Origin of the sequence: Rhizobium sp. 32-5/1 (assembly GCF_029537235.1) — a bacterium.
Lineage (GTDB): Bacteria > Pseudomonadota > Alphaproteobacteria > Rhizobiales > Rhizobiaceae > Pararhizobium.
Genome location: NZ_CP120638.1, coordinates 3,468,911 through 3,484,649, shown reverse-complemented (window position 1 = coordinate 3,484,649; position 15,739 = coordinate 3,468,911). Strand labels below are relative to the sequence as shown.

Below are 15,739 nucleotides of genomic sequence, written 5' to 3'. Positions count from 1 at the left end.
AAAGCGCAGCCCGGTTTCGTTCTATCAAGCCTTTGCGAAAGCAAGGATATCGGCGTTCAGCTGATCCTTGTGCGTATCGGCCAGACCGTGCGGTGCGCCCGGATAGACCTTCAGTTCGGCATGCGGCACCAGCTTCTTGGAGGCGTGTGCGGCAGCAGCAATCGGCACGATCTGGTCGTCGTCGCCATGCACGATCAGGGTCGGGACGTCGAACTTCTTCAGATCTTCGGTGAAGTCGGTCTCGGAGAAGGCCTTGATCGAGTCGTAGGCATTCTTGTGGCCCGACATCATGCCCTGCAGCCAGAAGCTATCGATCATACCCTGGGATACCTTGGCGCCGGGACGGTTGAAGCCGAAGAACGGACCGCTGGCGATATCGCGATAGAGCTTGGAGCGATCAGCAAGGCTGCCGGCGCGGATACCATCGAAGACTTCGATCGGCAGGCCACCCGGATTGGCTTCAGTCTTCAGCATCAGCGGCGGAACGGCAGAGATCAGGCCGGCCTTGGCGATGCGCGACGTGCCGTGGCGACCGATGTAGCGGGCGACTTCGCCGCCACCCGTGGAAAAGCCCATCAGGATGACATTCTTCAGATCGAGCGCCTCGATGACGGCGGCGAGATCGTCGGCATAATGATCCATGTCATTGCCGTCCCAGGGCTGGCTGGAGCGGCCATGGCCGCGCCGGTCATGGGTGACGACGCGGAAGCCGTTCGATGCCAAATGGAAAGCCTGCGCTTCCCAGCTGTCGGAGCTCAGCGGCCAGCCATGGCTAAGGACGACCGGCTGGCCGGTACCCCAGTCCTTGTAATAGATTTCAACGCCGTCCTTGGTAACGATCTTGCTTGCCATAACCTTTTTCCTTCTGTTACAGATGTCGAGGTTGAAGATGCCTGTGCTGAAGTCGCTGCAGCAGTGGTGGGCAGTCCGACTGCAGCCGCAACGCCGATACCGGTGAGCAGCATATTGCGGCGAGACAGGGTGATGTTGGATGTCGACGCGCGGTGAGCCATTTCAGTCTCCTTTTCCAAAACCTGCAACCCCTCTTCGAATGGCGCAGTCGGTTTTATATATTTAGCGATTAGATCGCAAGCGACTTAAATACCCAAAAAACCAGCTCGGCTTTTAATCGCTTACGATTAGATCGTGCAATATACATATATGCGAAGATTTTCGACGTCAAGCCCTTGCGATTAAATCGTGCACGATTATTTTAGAGGAAATGATGGAGGACTATCGTTATGAGCAAAACTGAAGCAGACGCTAACAATCCGATGCGACTTGATGATTTCCTGTGCTTTACGATCTATTCCGCAAACCATGCCTTTAACCGCATCTACAAGCCGCTGCTGGATGCTCTTGAACTCACCTATCCGCAATACCTGGCGATGGTGGCCCTCTGGCAAAAGGATGACCAGACCGTCGGCAGCCTTGGCGAGAAGCTTTTCTGGAGTCCAGCACGCTGACCCCCTTCTGAAACGCCTGGAAACCATGCGGCATCTGCGCCGCGTGAGAGACGTCAAAGACGAACGGCAGGTGCGGATTCAACTCACGCAGAGCGGCCGCAGTCTCGAAGCAAAAGCCAAATCCGTGCCGTCGGCAATCCTGGAGGCAACCGGCCTGACGGAGGAAGCGTTGCAAACGCTGAAGCGCGATCTCGCGAAAGTGCGGGATGCAATGCTGCGCTGATCTTATGGACAAAGCCTGGACGCGCGGCGAACGCCACGAGGCACCGGTCGCCCCCACGCAAAAAGCCCGGGACATGCCCGGGCTTTCGCGATCCTGAGATCATAAGTTTTCGGATCAAACCGAAACCTTCAAGACTACTCGTTCTGGAAGTAGGTGTACTTGCCGTCGTCACCCTTCTTCCAGGTGTACATGACGTAGTCCGGACGGGTGATGTCGCCCTTGTCGTCATAGCTGAGTTCGCCGATGACGGTCTTGAACGGACCCTTGCCCTTGACGTTCTCGGCAACAGCCTGCGGGTCGTTACCGCCAGCTGTCTTTGCAGCTTCTGCGATGATCTGCAGGGCAGCATAGGAGTAGAGCGTGTAAGCTTCAGGCTCGAAGCCGGCAGCGCGGAACTTTTCAACGAGTTCCGTAGCAGACGGGTTTTTGCGTGGATCCGGAGCGAACGTCATCAGCGTGCCGTCAACTGCGTCGCCTGCGATCGAAGCGAGTTCGTTCGAAACGATGCCGTCGCCGGACATGAAGGTTGCCTTCAGGCCCTGGTCGGCAGCCTGGCGCTCGATCAGACCGAATTCGGTGTGCAGACCGCCGTAATAAACGACGGAAACGCCGGCTTCCTTCATCTTGGCGATCAGGGCCGAGAAGTCCTTGTCACCTGCGGTGATGCCTTCGTAAACAGCCTCGGTAACACCGGCTTCGTTCATGGCAGCCTTGGTCAGGTCAGCGAGGCCCTGGCCGTAAGGTGTCTTGTCGTGAACGACGGCAACCTTGGCGTCCTTGAAGTTTGCAGCAATGTAGGCACCTGCAACGGCGCCCTGCTGGTCGTCACGGCCGCAGGTACGGAACGTGTTCCAGAGGCCCCGCTCAGTGAAGGTCGGGTTGGTCGATGCAGGGGTGATCTGCATGATTCCGTTTTCAGCGTAAACTTCCGAAGCCGGGATCGAAACGCCCGAGTTGAAGTGACCGATAACGAACTTCACGCCGTCAGCAACGAACTTGTTGGCAACGGAAACACCCTGCTTCGGGTCGGACACGTCGTCGCCGAGCACAATCTTGATCTGCTCGCCATTGATGCCACCGGCAGCATTGATGTCAGCCGCGGCCTGCTCAGCACCCTTCTGGAGCTGCGCGCCGAAAGCTGCGTTCGGACCTGTCAACGGACCAGCAACACCAACCAGCAGATCAGCCCATGCAGTGCCGCTGAAAGCGACCATTGCAGTCAGCGCAACAGCTGACAAAAGTGACTTTTTCATCTTGTTACTCCCAAAAATTGGGCGGGTGTCGTTTTAAAACCGGTCGCGATACCCACCATAATCGCGCCGGTGTTTTTATCCGTCAGCGACGTTTTGCAACGCCGATGCGGGATTCCTCTATTGTTTGGCCTTCCAGGAGAAGGGCGAGGCCTTCTCGTAAAGCCAGTAGTAATTATTGGTCATCTGCTTCGTACGGTAATAGCGATAACCGGCCGTAGCAAACAGCAAAAGGATCACCGTGTCCACGGTATAGAACTGCAAAGTCAGCATGCTGCCGTTGAAAAGCGCATGGTGGATGAAGCGAATGGCGACACCGAGCAGCAGCGTGTAAATCACCAGCGTGCCGTAGCCGCTCCAGCCTTCCGCAGCGCTCTTTCCCGTGCGCCATGCGGTCCAGCCACCCATCACCACGGTGACGAAGGCGAACTCCAAGATCGTCGGTTCTTCAAAAAGAATGCCTTGCATCCCGTCTCTCCCTCAAAGCGGCCCGCAGAACGTCAGGCACGCCGAATATCGATTTCGTTCCGTTGCCCGCAGCGCCCCCAAGGCCGCAGCGAACAATCTCGCGATCAATGATGGCCGCCTTCGAGATAGGCCGCCCGCACTTCCGGGTTGGCCAGAAGTTCCTTGCCGGTTCCGCTCATCGTCACCTTGCCATTGACCATGACATAGCCACGATCGGACAGCTTGAGGGCCGCAAAGGCGTTCTGCTCGACAAGGAAGACCGTCAAGCCCTGTTCCTTGTTCAGGACCTTGATCGCCTCGAAGATCTGCTTGACGATCAGCGGCGCAAGACCGAGCGACGGCTCGTCGAGCAGCAGGAGCTTCGGACGTGCCATCAATGCACGGCCGATGGACAGCATCTGCTGCTCCCCGCCCGAAAGCGTTCCGCCGCGCTGCGCCTGACGTTCCTTCAGGCGGGGGAAAAGGGTGAAGATCTTTTCGACGTCCTCGTTGAAATACTTCAGATTGTCGAGGCTAGCGCCCATCTGAAGGTTTTCGTAGACGGTCATCCGCGGAAAAATGCGGCGACCTTCCGGGGACTGGGCAATGCGCAATCGGGCGATCTCGTGCGTCGGCATCCGCGTGATGTCTTGACCATCGAAGATGACCGAACCGGTACGCGCCTGCGGGCTGCCGCAAATCGTCATCATCAGCGTCGATTTGCCGGCGCCGTTGGCGCCGATCATGCAGACGATCTCGCCACTCTTGACATCGACTTCGACGCCGGCCAGCGCACGAATATTGCCGTAATACGTCTCGACGTTCTGGACATGAAGAAGGGTCTCGCTCATCAGTGCGTGCCCCCGGCGCGGTTTCCGCGATGACTTCGATCTCTTCGATCACTTCCTCTACCTCATCGTCTTCGACCCCGAGATAGGCGGCGATAACCTTCGGATCGTTCTTTACATGCTCCGGATTGCCATCCGAAATCTTCTGTCCGTATTCCAGCACGACGACGTGGTCGGAAATTTCCATGACCACGGACATATCATGCTCGATCAGCAGGATGGAGGTCGCGGTGTCGTTGCGGATGCTGCGCAGCAACTCGTTGAGTGTCAGCGATTCGCGCGGGTTGAGACCGGCCGCCGGCTCATCGAGGCAGAGGAATTCCGGACCCGTGCACATCGCACGGGCGATTTCCAGGCGTCGTTGCGCACCGTAGGGCAGATCACCGGCCGGATCGTCGGCGCGATCGGTAAGGTTCGCCTTATCCAGCCAATATTTGGCCTGTTCGATCGATTCCAGCGATGCCCGCTTGTAGGCGGGGAAGCCAAGCAAACCGAGGATCGTGTAACCCGAGGCCAGCATCAGCTTGTTGTGTTGCGCAACCAGCAGGTTCTCCAGAACCGTGAGGCCCGAGAACAACCGGATATTCTGAAAGGTGCGGGCGACCTTGGCGTCGCGCGTTACTTCGAAATCCGACATGCGCTCCAGAAGGAATTCCTTGCCGGCCTTCTGGCGCATGGTGATCAAGCCCATCGTCGGCTTGTAGAAGCCGGTGATGCAGTTGAAAACGGTCGTCTTGCCGGCACCGTTCGGGCCGATGAGCGCCGTGATGTCACCACGATAGGCTTCGAACGAGAGATCGTTGATGGCCATCAGGCCGCCGAAGCGCATCGACAGGTGTTCGACTTTGAGAATGGGATCTTTTGTCATCATATTCACTCCGGTCGTCATCAACCGTGACCTTCCTTGGTGAAACTACCGGATACACTCTTGCTTTCGCGCAGGAATGCCGTGGGTTCGCGTGATCCGACAAAGCCGCGGGGCTTCCAGACCATGACCACGATCATTGCCAGACCGAAAATCAGCATGCGGTAAAGTTCCGGCGTGAAGTCAGGCCCGAAGACCTGCTTCAGGATCGTCATTTCGCGCAGCAGTTCGGTGCCGCCGATCATGACAGTCGCCGCAATGGCGATACCGACCAGCGAACCCATGCCGCCGAGAACAACAATGGCAAGGATGATTGCGGATTCAAGGAAGACGAAGCTTTCCGGCGATACGAAGCCCTGGCGGACCGCGAAGAACGAGCCGGCGAAACCGCCGAACATAGCGCCCGTTGCAAAGGCCGTCAGCTTGGTTGTGACCGTATTGATCCCAAGCGACCGGCAGGCGATTTCATCCTCGCGCAGCGCTTCCCAAGCACGGCCGATCGGCATGCGACGCAGACGCACAGTGACATAAGCCGTCAGCATGCAGAGCGCGAGCGCCAGATAGAAGAGGAAGATCTTGTAATAAGCCGACGACATCGGCAATTCGAAGACCTTGGCGAAGTTGTTCGGTGCGCTGACATCGAATGACCAGATGCCGAAAACCGAGGCCTTGGCAATGCCCGAGATCCCGAAGGTACCCTTGGTCACTTCCGTCCAGTTGATCAGAACGAGACGGATGATTTCGCCGAAAGCGAGCGTCACGATCGCCAGATAATCACCCTTCAGGCGAAGGACCGGGAAACCGAGAACGATGCCCCATAGGGCGGCCAGAATGCCCGCCAGCGGCAGAAGAACCCAGAACGATAGACCCAGATAGGACGACAGAAGCGCGTAGGAATAGGCCCCAACGGCATAGAAGGCGACGTAGCCGAGATCGAGAAGACCGGCGAGACCGACGACGATATTCAGGCCCCAGGCGAGCATGACATAGATGAGGATCTGGATCCCAAAGTTATCGACCCATTTCAGCGACCCCTGGAAGCCGAAGAAATACACCATGACAGGCGGATAGATGATCAGGGCAATGATCGCGAGCATGTTGAAATGCGCGGCGATGTAGGCACGGAAATAGAAGAAACCAAACGCCAGAACATAAATGATCGACATCGCCCGGATCATCGTGACCCAGGGAGCAAGCGACACCGGCACAGCCGCCGCGATTGTTTCGCCGGCAAACATCAGCACAATGGCCACGACAGCCGCCGCGATGACCATCGGCGTCCGAAAGAACCGCGTGGCAACACTGTCGGGAAGAAGGCCGGTTATGGCATTCGTCACCTTCTGGCGAGCGAAAAACGGCCTGATATAGGCAACCGCCAGGAAGCGGCCGACGGCGGCGATGGCGACGAAAATCGCGAGCAGTCCCCAGCGCTGAACGAGAATGAGTTCGTTCAGGATATTCTGGTCGGTCTTCAGGCCGACGAACAGGACGAACAGGCCGAGCGCGACAAGCGCGGCATAAAAAGCCTCGCGCAGGGCCCGCGCCATCAGATTGTCATCGGCGCCTGCGGGTGTGGAAGTCGTGTTTGCCATGGGTTTATACCTTCTCGACTTCCGGACGTCCAAGGATACCGGACGGCTTGAAGATCAGCACGATGGCGAGGATCGAGAATGTCGCGACATCCTTGTAGTCGATCGTGAAATAGGCCGAATACAAGCTCTCGATCAGACCGATCATCAATCCGCCGAGAACAGCACCCGGAAGCGAACCGATACCGCCGAGAACGGCCGCCGTGAACGCCTTGACGCCTGGCGTGAAGCCATCGGTAAAGACGATAACACCGTAATACATCAGGTACATGGTGCCCGCGACAGCCGCAAGGGCTGCGCCCATGACGAAGGTGATCGAGATGGTCTTGTCGACATCGATGCCGAGCAGTGCCGCCATCTTGCGATCCTGCTCGGTAGCGCGCTGGGCGCGACCAAGCGGCGTGTGATTGACGATGTACCAGAAGATCGTCAGCAGAACCGCGGTCACGACCACGATGATGATCTGCTTCAGCGAAATCGAGATGCCGAAGACTTCATAAACCGAGGAAACCATGGAGGGGATCGGTTTGTTGCGCGGACCCTGGGTCACCTGGATGAAGTTGGACAGGGCAATCGACATGCCGATGGCAGTGATCAGCGGTGCAAGCCGGAAGGAACCGCGCAACGGCCGATAGGCCATCTTTTCGATCACCCAGTTCCAGAGACCGGTCATCACCATCGCAACCAGGATCATGATGAGAAGCGCCAGCGCAATCGGAACGCCGCCAAAGAGCGACACGAGCAGCAGATAAACGATCAACGCTGCGAAGCCACCGAGCATGAAAATATCGCCGTGGGCGAAATTGACCATGCCGATGATGCCGTAAACCATTGTATAGCCAATGGCGATCAAACCATAGATTGAGCCAAGCGTCAGGCCATTGACGACCTGCTGGACAAAATACTCCATATTTATCCCCCGGGCCTGATCCCCTTGGGGTCAGACCTCTTGTTTTGCAGGCTCTTTGCGAGCCCTTTCGATAGGGGGATTCCATAATGCTTTCGGAATAAAAGTGAAGCGTAAAATGGCGCTTTCCGGAGAATCTTTGAATCTTTAGTGAATTTGACGCTTTAAGAGCCAATAAACCAAAAAAGAAGCAGTTTGCAGTCGCGTTTTAAGCGCCCAACCGTGAATTCTACGGAGCACCGAAGATTTGACCGATAGGTGTCATTTCGGGCAAAAGTCGCAAAATCACCTGCTCTGACCTACGATCGCATACGCGATCCGTTGGCGTCGAAAAGCGCCTGCGGTTGCAATCGGGCCGGCAAAATTTCGCCCAGCAGTTCGATCGACCAGTCTCCGGCCTCGTCGGCGATTTCCTTCGGCACATAGCCGATGGCGACCGAAACCCCGGAGGCATGGGCAAAACCGCCGGAGGTGACCCAGCCGCGTACTTCGCCATTCAGAAAAATCGGCTCGTCGCCGATGACGTCTGCATCCTTGGCCTCGATGATGAAGGTGCGCAGCCTGAGCATGCCGCCGTCTGCGCTTTCCTTCGTTGCCGCAGCCTTACCGATAAATTCCGCGTCTTTGGACAGAGCAACGAATCGACCGAGCCCCGCCTCATAGGGTCCGTAGAGCGGCCGGAATTCGCGCGACCAGCTGCCGAAGGATTTTTCGACGCGCAGCGCATTGAGCGCGCGAAGCCCGAACAGCCGGATATCGAACTCGGCGCCCGCCTCCATCAGCAGATCGTAGATGTAGCGCTGATATTCCGGCTTCATCCAGATTTCATAACCGAGATCGCCGGTATAGCTGACGCGCCCGACGATCGCCGGCGCCATTTTCAGATCCATGCGACGGATATCCATGAACGGGAAACCCGCATCCGACATATCGAGATGGGTGAGTTTTGCCATGACCGCGCGGGCGTTCGGACCTGCAATCGAAAGGCCGACAAGGCCGAGATTGATGGCGCGTATCGTCACGGAGCCATCGTCAGGCAGGTGGCTCTCGAACCAGCGCATGTGATACTCCTCGGCAATGCCCGAGCCGATCAACAGGAAATCACCCTCGGCCAATTTCGCAAGCGTGAAATCACCGATCAGCTTGCCGTCGTCCTTCAGCATCGGCGCCAAAGCCATGCGTCCGGTTGCAGGCATGCGGCAGGTCAGCATGCGGTCGAGCCAGGCTTCGGCGCCCTTGCCGGTGATCGCATATTTGGCAAAGCCCGAGGTCTCCATCAGCCCAACGCTGTCGCGCACGGCTTTCGCCTCGGCGCCGACAACGTCGAAATCGTTGGAACGGCGCCAGGAAAACTTGTCTTCCTCGCCCTTGGGGGCAAACCAGAGCGGCGCTTCCAGACCATAGGAAGCACCGAAGATCGCGCCGGCCTCCTTCAGCTTATCGTAGATCGGCGTGGTCAGGAACGGGCGCGCGCCCGGCAGTTCCTCGTTGGGATAACGGATCGAGAAACGGCGCGAATAGTTTTCGCGCACCTTGGCATTGGTATAGCCGAGCGTTGCGAAATCGCCGTAGCGCGACACGTCCATGGCAAACACGTCGAAGCCCGGATCGCCCTCGATGATCCAGTTGGCGAGCGCCAGACCAACGCCGCCGCCCTGGCTGAAGCCGGCCATGACGGCGCAGGCCGACCAGTAATTGGTGAGCCCGCGCACCGGTCCGACCAACGGGTTGCCATCAGGCGAGAAGGTGAAGGGGCCGTTGATGATCTTCTTGATGCCGGCATTGTTGAAGGCCGGGAAATGACGGAACCCGACCTCCAGCTCGGGCGTGATGCGCTCGATATCTTCGGCGAGAAGCTCATGGCCGAAATCCCACGGCGTCGTCAGCGGCGACCACGGCCGGCAAGCCTTTTCGTACGTGCCCATCAGCATGCCGTTGCGTTCCTGGCGCAGGTAGATTTCCCCGTCGAAATCGACGCAGTGCATCAATTCCTTGCCGGTCGTCTTGTTGAACTCGATAACCTCGGGCATGTCCTCGGTGATCAGGTACATATGCTCCATCGCCAGGACCGGCAGCTCAAGCCCGGTCATGCGTCCGACTTCGCGGGCCCAGAGGCCGGCGGCATTGACGACATGCTCGGCAATGATCTCGCCCTTGTTGGTGATGACCCGCCACGAGCCGTTTTCCAGCTGGACCAGATCTTCGACCTTGGTGTGCAGGTAGATGTCAGCGCCATTTTTCTTGGCGGACTTGGCATATGCATGCGTCGTGCCATAGGGGTCGAGATGGCCTTCCACGGGATCGAACACCGCGCCGACAAACTGTGTCGGATCGAGCAGCGGCATCAGCTCATGCGCTTCCTTGGGGCTGAGCAGATGCGCATCGAGACCCATGTAGCGGCCCTTGGCGAGGATCGACTTCATCCAGTCGAAACGCTCGTTCGTGGCAGCCAGCATCATGCCGGAGGTCATGTGCAGGCCGATGTCCTGGCCGGAGTATTCCTGGATTTCCTTGTAGAGTTCGACCGTGTATTTCTGCAGCTTGGCGACGTTCGGGTCGCCATTGATCGTGTGCATGCCGCCGGCCGCATGCCATGTCGAGCCGGAGGTGAGTTCCGAACGCTCCAGAAGAACGACATCGGTCCAGCCGAATTTCGTCAGGTGATAGAGGATCGAACACCCGACGACGCCCCCGCCGATGACGACGACACGTGTATGGCTCTTCATGGAAACTCTCCGGTTCTCAGGCGCGCATCTCGGTGCACACCCTTCAGATGCTGAAAGGACGATCTGTCGAAAACCTATTGGGAAAGTCGGACCGGATAAAGACAGCTGTGCGAAGAGGTCTTGCCCATTTCCGCCATTTCCTGCCCCGTCAACGCCGCAAATGCGTCAGATCATGACGCTTTCTTTTCTCAAGGCGAAAAAGACACCGAAAGATCAAAGGCACGGCCCATCTGACGCAGGTCATGCAGCAGGGATTCGGCAAAACTGCGCATCACGATGATCTCGAACTGGTCGCCTCCGACAAGCGCCAGATTGATGCTGATATGGGCGCACAGGACATTGGCCGATTGGCCGATCTGAAACGCGGAAGGGTGGAGGTCGATACCAACACCCTTGGCAAGGATCGCCCGGGCGTTGGGTCCGGAGAGACGCAGCAACACGCGGCCATGGCTCTGGTCGATACAATAGGCCGTCTCGCCCAGAAGTGCCGACAGGGCCTGATGCAGAAGCTCGGGCGTCTGCGCGCCTGATACCACCAGCCACTCGCCCGGCGCCGAAAAGCGCACCGAAATATCTTCATCGGAGGAAAGCACGGACGCGACGGCCCGCTCATGCCCGTCTGCGGCAAGAACAGTCACAATCGCCTGCCGCACCACCACTGCCAGATGATCGGCAGAAGCTGCCGCCTCCAGCGGGACCAGTTCTTCAAGGGCGTGACGTTCCTGGAATTGATGCACCATTTCCGTCCCTCAGGCGTTCAATTTGCTATTGGCGGGATCGACGAAGACCGGATTGCAGACTTCCGCCAGTGTTTCCTCACCCCGCAACCGGTCCCAGACGACGACCTTCTCGCCGTAGCGCTCCCGGCCCGATTTCAGAAAGGCAAGCGCAATGAACTGGCCCAGCACCGGCGAGTAACAGGCCGAACTGACATAGCCCTGGTCGTTCAGGGTCGAAGGCTTTGCCCCCTCGCGCAGCAGATGCGCGCCGGCACGGATATCCTTGTCCTTATCCACAGGCTTAAGCCCAACCATCTGCATGCGGTCGGCCGCCGTCAGGCCGAACCGTGTGGAGAGCCGTTTGCCGATGAAATCAGCTTTCTGCGATGACAGCATGCGGCCGAAACCGGCATCGTCAGGCGTCACCCGGCCATCGAGTTCGGCATGGGTGACATGCCCTTTTTCGATGCGCAGCACATTGAGCGCCTCAAGGCCATAAGCACAGATGCCATGCGCCTTGCCCGCCTCCATGACAGCATCCGCGACGGACTCGCCATAACCTGCGGGTACCGCCAGTTCATAGGCCAGTTCGCCCGAAAAGGAGATGCGGAACAGCCGGGCCTTCAGCCCGCCCTTCAGCGTCACCGGCTTTGCCGCAAGGAAAGGGAACACCACGTTGGAGACATCGTCTTCGACCAGCGCCTGCACGACCAATCTCGCTTTCGGCCCGGCAATCGCCATTTGCGCCCATTGATCGGAGACCGAGCAGAAGCGGACGTTGAGTTCCGGCCAGAGGACCTGCGCGCAGTATTCCATATGGGACATGACTCCGCCGGCCAGAGCCGTGGTGGTCGTCACGAGAAAATGCGCGTCCGACAACCGGCTGGTGGTTCCGTCGTCATAGATCATGCCGTCCTCGCGCAGCATCAGGCCATAGCGCGCCTTGCCAACCGGCAATTTCAGGAACGGATTGCAATAGAGCCGGTTGAGGAACTCAGCCGCATCGGACCCGAACACCTCGATCTTGCCGAGCGTCGAGACATCGCAGAGACCGACATTGGCCCGCACATTCAGCACTTCGCGATCGACGCTTTCGCGCCAGGTCTTTTCACCGGCGCGCGCAAACCAGGACGGGCGATACCAGAGGCCCGAATCGATGAAGACGGCGCCGTTCTTGGCCGCCCAGCCATGCAGCGGCGATACCCGTTTCGGAGCCGCATGCTCGTCGCGGGACGTCCCGGCCAATGCGCCGAAGGGCACCGGCGTATAAAACGGCCTAAACGTCGTCGTGCCGACATCGGCGGGGCTGATCCCCTGCATACCCGAGAGAATGCCGATGGCGTTGATGTTTGACAGCTTGCCCTGGTCGGTCGCCATGCCATTGGTCGTGTAGCGCTTGGCATGTTCGACATGGCCGAAGCCTTCGCGCAGCGCAAGCCCCAAATCCTTGACGTGGACATCGTTCTGGAAATCGACAAAGGCCTTGGATTTTGCCCCCGCGACATACCAGAGCGACACGAAGGACGGATTCAGTTCATTGCCTACGGCCGGAAGATCGGCGGAGGTGGTCGAGAGCCCGAGATCAGCGATAATCGCCTGGGATTTTTCGGCGCCATCCTTGAGACAGGCCAGCAGCGAATAAACCCCGGCAGCAGAGCCGGCGAGGCGCAGGCCCGCGCCAACATCCGGCGCGACGAAAGCCTGCAATGCCTCGGACCAGACCGGCTTTGCGCCGCGCTGGCAGGCCAGATGGATAATCGGGCTGAACCCGCCGGACATGCCGAGGACGTCGCAGTCGATATTTTCCTCAAAGCCGGAGCGCTCGACGATCACGCCGGACAGGCGCAATCTGCCTTTTGTATCAACGACCGACCCGCCGCGAATGATGCGGGTCCCGGACGCAACCACATCTGTGGAATCCGCGCGGCTGTCGATAACAGCTGTTATGTCGATCCCGTGCGCCGCAAGATCGGCGGCAGCACGGTAACCGGCGCTGCCACTGGTGAAGATCGCCATCGACTTGCCGCCGGCGACACCGTAGCGGTTGGTATAGGTGGACAAGGCACCCGCCATCATCACGCCCGGCCTGTCATTGCCGCCGAACACCAGCGGCCGCTCTTCAGCGCCCGTCGCAATCAGCGCCCGCCTGGCGGCAATGCGCCAGACGCGCTCAACCGGCAGCTTGGAAGACGGTGCGGCAACATGTTTCTGCACCCGTTCCAGCGCACCGAAGACATTGTCGTCGTACCAACCGAACACGGTGGTGCGCGCCATCAATGTTACATTGGAAAACGTTTCCAGCTCGGCGATCGCCGTCTCGACAAAAGCCGTCGCCGGCGCGCCGTCGATTGGGGTCGTCTCGGACAACAGCGATCCCCCGTGGCGAAATCCTTCGTCTGCCAGGATGACGCGCAGGCCGGCGCGGCCGGCAACAAGCGCCGCCATCAGCCCTGTCGGGCCGGAGCCGACGATCAAAAGGTCGCAATGGGCCCAGCATTTCTCGTAGGTTTCCGGATCCCGCTCCAGCACGGCACGACCGAGACCGGCCGCCTTGCGGATGATCGGCTCGTAAACCTTTTCCCAGAAGGCCGCCGGCCACATGAAGGTCTTGTAGTAGAAGCCGGCTGAGAGAAACGGTGAGAGAATACCGTTCAGCGCGCCGATGTCGTGCTTCAGGGAAGGCCAGCGGTTCTGGCTCTTTGCCTCCAGGCCTGCATAAAGCTCGGCAACAGTTGCCTTGGTATTTGGATCGGTCCGGGCGTCAGAACCGATTGTGACGAGGGCATTGGGTTCCGACGGGCCTGCCGTGACGATGCCGCGCGGGCGGTGATACTTGAAGCTGCGCCCAACCAGCACCTGATCGTTGGCCAAAAGAGCAGACGCCAGCGTATCGCCGGCAAAGCCCTGCATCACCTGGCCGTCGAAGGTGAAATTCAGCGCAGCGGCGCGGTCGACCAGACCGCCGGCGGGCAAGCGATACGCCGTCATCGTCCAAGCTCCCACGCCCGGACGGAACCGTCCGTCACCAAGAAAACCTCATGGGTCAACGTATCGCGCTCGACCACCAACCACCGGCGGCAACCGGCGACATGCTGCCAGTGTTCGCGGTAGCGCCCGCGCGGATTGGCGCGGATATGCACATAGTCGTTCCAGGTCTCGTCGGAAGAGTCCGGATCGGGCCGCACGAGCGAGGCATCGCCGCGGATGGAAAACTCTTCCTTGGGGCGAACGCCGCAATGCGGGCAGTGGATCAGGCTTGCCATCTGGTCACCATTTCAATGCAGATTGGGCTGGGGACCAGCCCCTTGTTCGTCGATGGGATAACCACGCTCAAACCGATCCAGCCGCAGGAAGCGGGCGACAGGATGGGTTTCATTCTTGGCGATCAGATGGGCAAAACACCAGCCGGAGGCCGGCGTCGCCTTGAACCCACCATAACACCAGCCGGCATTCAAATAGAGATTGTCGATCGGCGTGCGGCTGATGATCGGCGAACCATCCATACTCATATCCATGACCCCACCCCAGGAGCGCAGGACCCGAACACGCGACAGGCCGGGGATCATCGTCACCCCTCCCCCATGACATGCTCGACCGTCGCCAGATTGCCGCGCTGGGCATAGGAATTGTAGCCATCGATCTCGGCACCGAAGACGAGCCCGCCCTTGTCCGACTGCGAGATGTAGAAATGGCCGGCACCATAGGTGATGACATGATCGATCGCCGGCTTCAGCCCCTCGGTGACGAAGGCCTGCAGCACATGGCTTTCGATCGGCAATTTCAGGCCCGCCATCTGGCCGACGCGAGACGTGTTGCCGGCGGCGGCAAGGCCAAGCTTGGCGCAGCCGATGAAACCGCGCGTCGTCTCGACACCGGTGACCACGCCGTTTTCGCGGCGAATGCCGGTGACTTCGCAATTCTGGATGAGATCGACGCCGTGTTTGTCGGCGGCGCGGCCAAAACCCCAGGCGACGGCATCGTGCCGGGCGGTGCCGCCGCGCTTCTGCAACAGTCCGCCGATGATCGGGAAGCGGGCATGATCGAAATTCAGGTAGGGCAGCATCTTCTTCAGCGCCGCGCGGTCCAGCAGCTCCGCCGGAACGCCCTCCATCCACATGGCATTGCCGCGCCGGATATAGGCGTCGCGCTGGCCGTCATTGTGGAAGAGATTGATGATGCCGCGTTGCGACAGCATGGCGTTGTAGTTCAGGTCCTGCTCCAGACCTTCCCAGAGCTTCATGGAAAACTCGTAGAACGGCTCGTTGCCGGGCAGCATGTAGTTCGACCGCACGATCGTGGTGTTGCGGCCGACATTACCGGAGCCGAGATAGCCTTTTTCCAGCACGGCGATGTTACGAACGCCGAATTCCTTGGCAAGATAATAGGCCGTCGCCAGCCCGTGGCCACCGCCACCGACGATAATCACGTCGTAATGCGGTTTCGGATCCGGCTGGCGCCAGGCGGGCTTCCAGTTCCTGTTGCCGGAAAGGGCGTTTCTGATGATCGAGAAGGCTGAATAGCGCATGCCAGGCAGGAATCCATGTTTGTTGCAGCGCCACATTCGCACAGGCGGCGTTCCGAGCAAAGACCGCGACGGCTGATCGGCGACATAAATGCGCCACCGCAGTCTGACGATGCTTCTAGCTGAAGATCGCCCGTTTTGCCTTTCCGGATGCGCCAGCAAATGCGTGTTTCAGAC

The 15,739-nt window shown here is 59.1% G+C and carries 9 protein-coding genes and 4 pseudogenes; 1 reads left to right on the top strand and 12 read right to left on the bottom strand.

Translation table 11 applies throughout. The annotated features are described in order from the left end of the window. Positions 1-24: 24 nt before the first annotated feature. Positions 25-965: pseudogene (locus P6U16_RS17490) on the bottom strand (alpha/beta hydrolase). A 309-nt stretch (positions 966-1,274) separates the two neighbouring features. Between P6U16_RS17490 and P6U16_RS17485 the strand changes: the two are divergent. Then, positions 1,275-1,689: pseudogene (locus tag P6U16_RS17485) on the top strand (MarR family transcriptional regulator). Positions 1,690-1,823: 134 nt separating this feature from the next. On the opposite strand, the gene P6U16_RS17480 reads toward P6U16_RS17485, so the two are convergent. The 11 genes and pseudogenes from P6U16_RS17480 to P6U16_RS17430 all read right to left on the bottom strand — a co-directional run bounded on the left by P6U16_RS17480 (position 1,824) and on the right by P6U16_RS17430 (position 15,565). Continuing rightward, entirely contained in the window at positions 1,824-2,942 is a 1,119-nt protein-coding gene (locus P6U16_RS17480; protein WP_277701574.1) for a branched-chain amino acid ABC transporter substrate-binding protein, read from the bottom strand. Positions 2,943-3,059: 117 nt separating this feature from the next. Beyond that, positions 3,060-3,407: a DUF6867 family protein gene (locus tag P6U16_RS17475; protein ID WP_277701573.1), complete on the bottom strand. Its 348-nt coding sequence runs from the start codon at positions 3,405-3,407 to the stop codon at positions 3,060-3,062. Between the two features lie 104 nt (positions 3,408-3,511). Then, complete coding sequence (locus tag P6U16_RS17470) at positions 3,512-4,237, bottom strand: ABC transporter ATP-binding protein (RefSeq protein WP_277701572.1); 726 nt, start codon at positions 4,235-4,237, stop codon at positions 3,512-3,514. A gap of 34 nt (positions 4,238-4,271) precedes the next feature. Further along, positions 4,272-5,123 (bottom strand): annotated as a pseudogene (locus tag P6U16_RS17465) (ABC transporter ATP-binding protein); the annotation flags it as partial. Continuing rightward, positions 5,123-6,691 carry a high-affinity branched-chain amino acid ABC transporter permease LivM gene (gene livM / locus P6U16_RS17460; RefSeq protein ID WP_277701571.1) on the bottom strand — a complete coding sequence of 523 codons (1,569 nt, stop codon included), beginning with the start codon at positions 6,689-6,691 and terminating at the stop codon, positions 5,123-5,125. The gene livM and the pseudogene P6U16_RS17465, both read right to left, overlap by 1 nt. 4 nt (positions 6,692-6,695) lie before the next feature. Beyond that, on the bottom strand, positions 6,696-7,598 hold the full coding sequence (locus P6U16_RS17455; RefSeq protein ID WP_277701570.1) for a branched-chain amino acid ABC transporter permease: 903 nt from the start codon (positions 7,596-7,598) through the stop codon (positions 6,696-6,698). Between the two features lie 296 nt (positions 7,599-7,894). Beyond that, positions 7,895-10,321: an FAD-dependent oxidoreductase gene (locus tag P6U16_RS17450; protein ID WP_277701569.1), complete on the bottom strand. Its 2,427-nt coding sequence runs from the start codon at positions 10,319-10,321 to the stop codon at positions 7,895-7,897. 188 nt (positions 10,322-10,509) lie between these two features. Beyond that, a complete protein-coding gene (locus P6U16_RS17445) occupies positions 10,510-11,061 on the bottom strand; it encodes a sarcosine oxidase subunit gamma family protein (RefSeq protein ID WP_277701568.1) in 552 nt (183 codons plus the stop codon). Positions 11,062-11,070: 9 nt separating this feature from the next. After that, positions 11,071-14,028 (bottom strand): sarcosine oxidase subunit alpha family protein, encoded by a 2,958-nt coding sequence (locus P6U16_RS17440; RefSeq protein ID WP_277701567.1) that lies wholly within the window; start codon positions 14,026-14,028, stop codon positions 11,071-11,073. Beyond that, positions 14,025-14,303 (bottom strand): sarcosine oxidase subunit delta, encoded by a 279-nt coding sequence (locus P6U16_RS17435; RefSeq protein ID WP_277701566.1) that lies wholly within the window; start codon positions 14,301-14,303, stop codon positions 14,025-14,027. Before P6U16_RS17435 ends, P6U16_RS17440 begins: the two co-directional genes overlap by 4 nt. Positions 14,304-14,315: 12 nt before the next feature. After that, a pseudogene (locus tag P6U16_RS17430) lies at positions 14,316-15,565 on the bottom strand (sarcosine oxidase subunit beta family protein). Positions 15,566-15,739: the final 174 nt, after the last annotated feature.

Excerpts from the sequence above, each read along its gene's own strand:
- P6U16_RS17480 (WP_277701574.1), bottom strand. The coding sequence starts at position 2,942 with ATGAAAAAGTCACTTTTGTCAGCTGTTGCGCTGACTGCAATGGTCGCT.
- P6U16_RS17475 (WP_277701573.1), bottom strand. The coding sequence starts at position 3,407 with ATGCAAGGCATTCTTTTTGAAGAACCGACGATCTTGGAGTTCGCCTTC.
- P6U16_RS17470 (WP_277701572.1), bottom strand. The coding sequence starts at position 4,237 with ATGAGCGAGACCCTTCTTCATGTCCAGAACGTCGAGACGTATTACGGC.
- livM (WP_277701571.1), bottom strand. The coding sequence starts at position 6,691 with ATGGCAAACACGACTTCCACACCCGCAGGCGCCGATGACAATCTGATG.
- P6U16_RS17455 (WP_277701570.1), bottom strand. The coding sequence starts at position 7,598 with ATGGAGTATTTTGTCCAGCAGGTCGTCAATGGCCTGACGCTTGGCTCA.
- P6U16_RS17450 (WP_277701569.1), bottom strand. The coding sequence starts at position 10,321 with ATGAAGAGCCATACACGTGTCGTCGTCATCGGCGGGGGCGTCGTCGGG.
- P6U16_RS17445 (WP_277701568.1), bottom strand. The coding sequence starts at position 11,061 with ATGGTGCATCAATTCCAGGAACGTCACGCCCTTGAAGAACTGGTCCCG.
- P6U16_RS17440 (WP_277701567.1), bottom strand. The coding sequence starts at position 14,028 with ATGACGGCGTATCGCTTGCCCGCCGGCGGTCTGGTCGACCGCGCCGCT.
- P6U16_RS17435 (WP_277701566.1), bottom strand. The coding sequence starts at position 14,303 with ATGGCAAGCCTGATCCACTGCCCGCATTGCGGCGTTCGCCCCAAGGAA.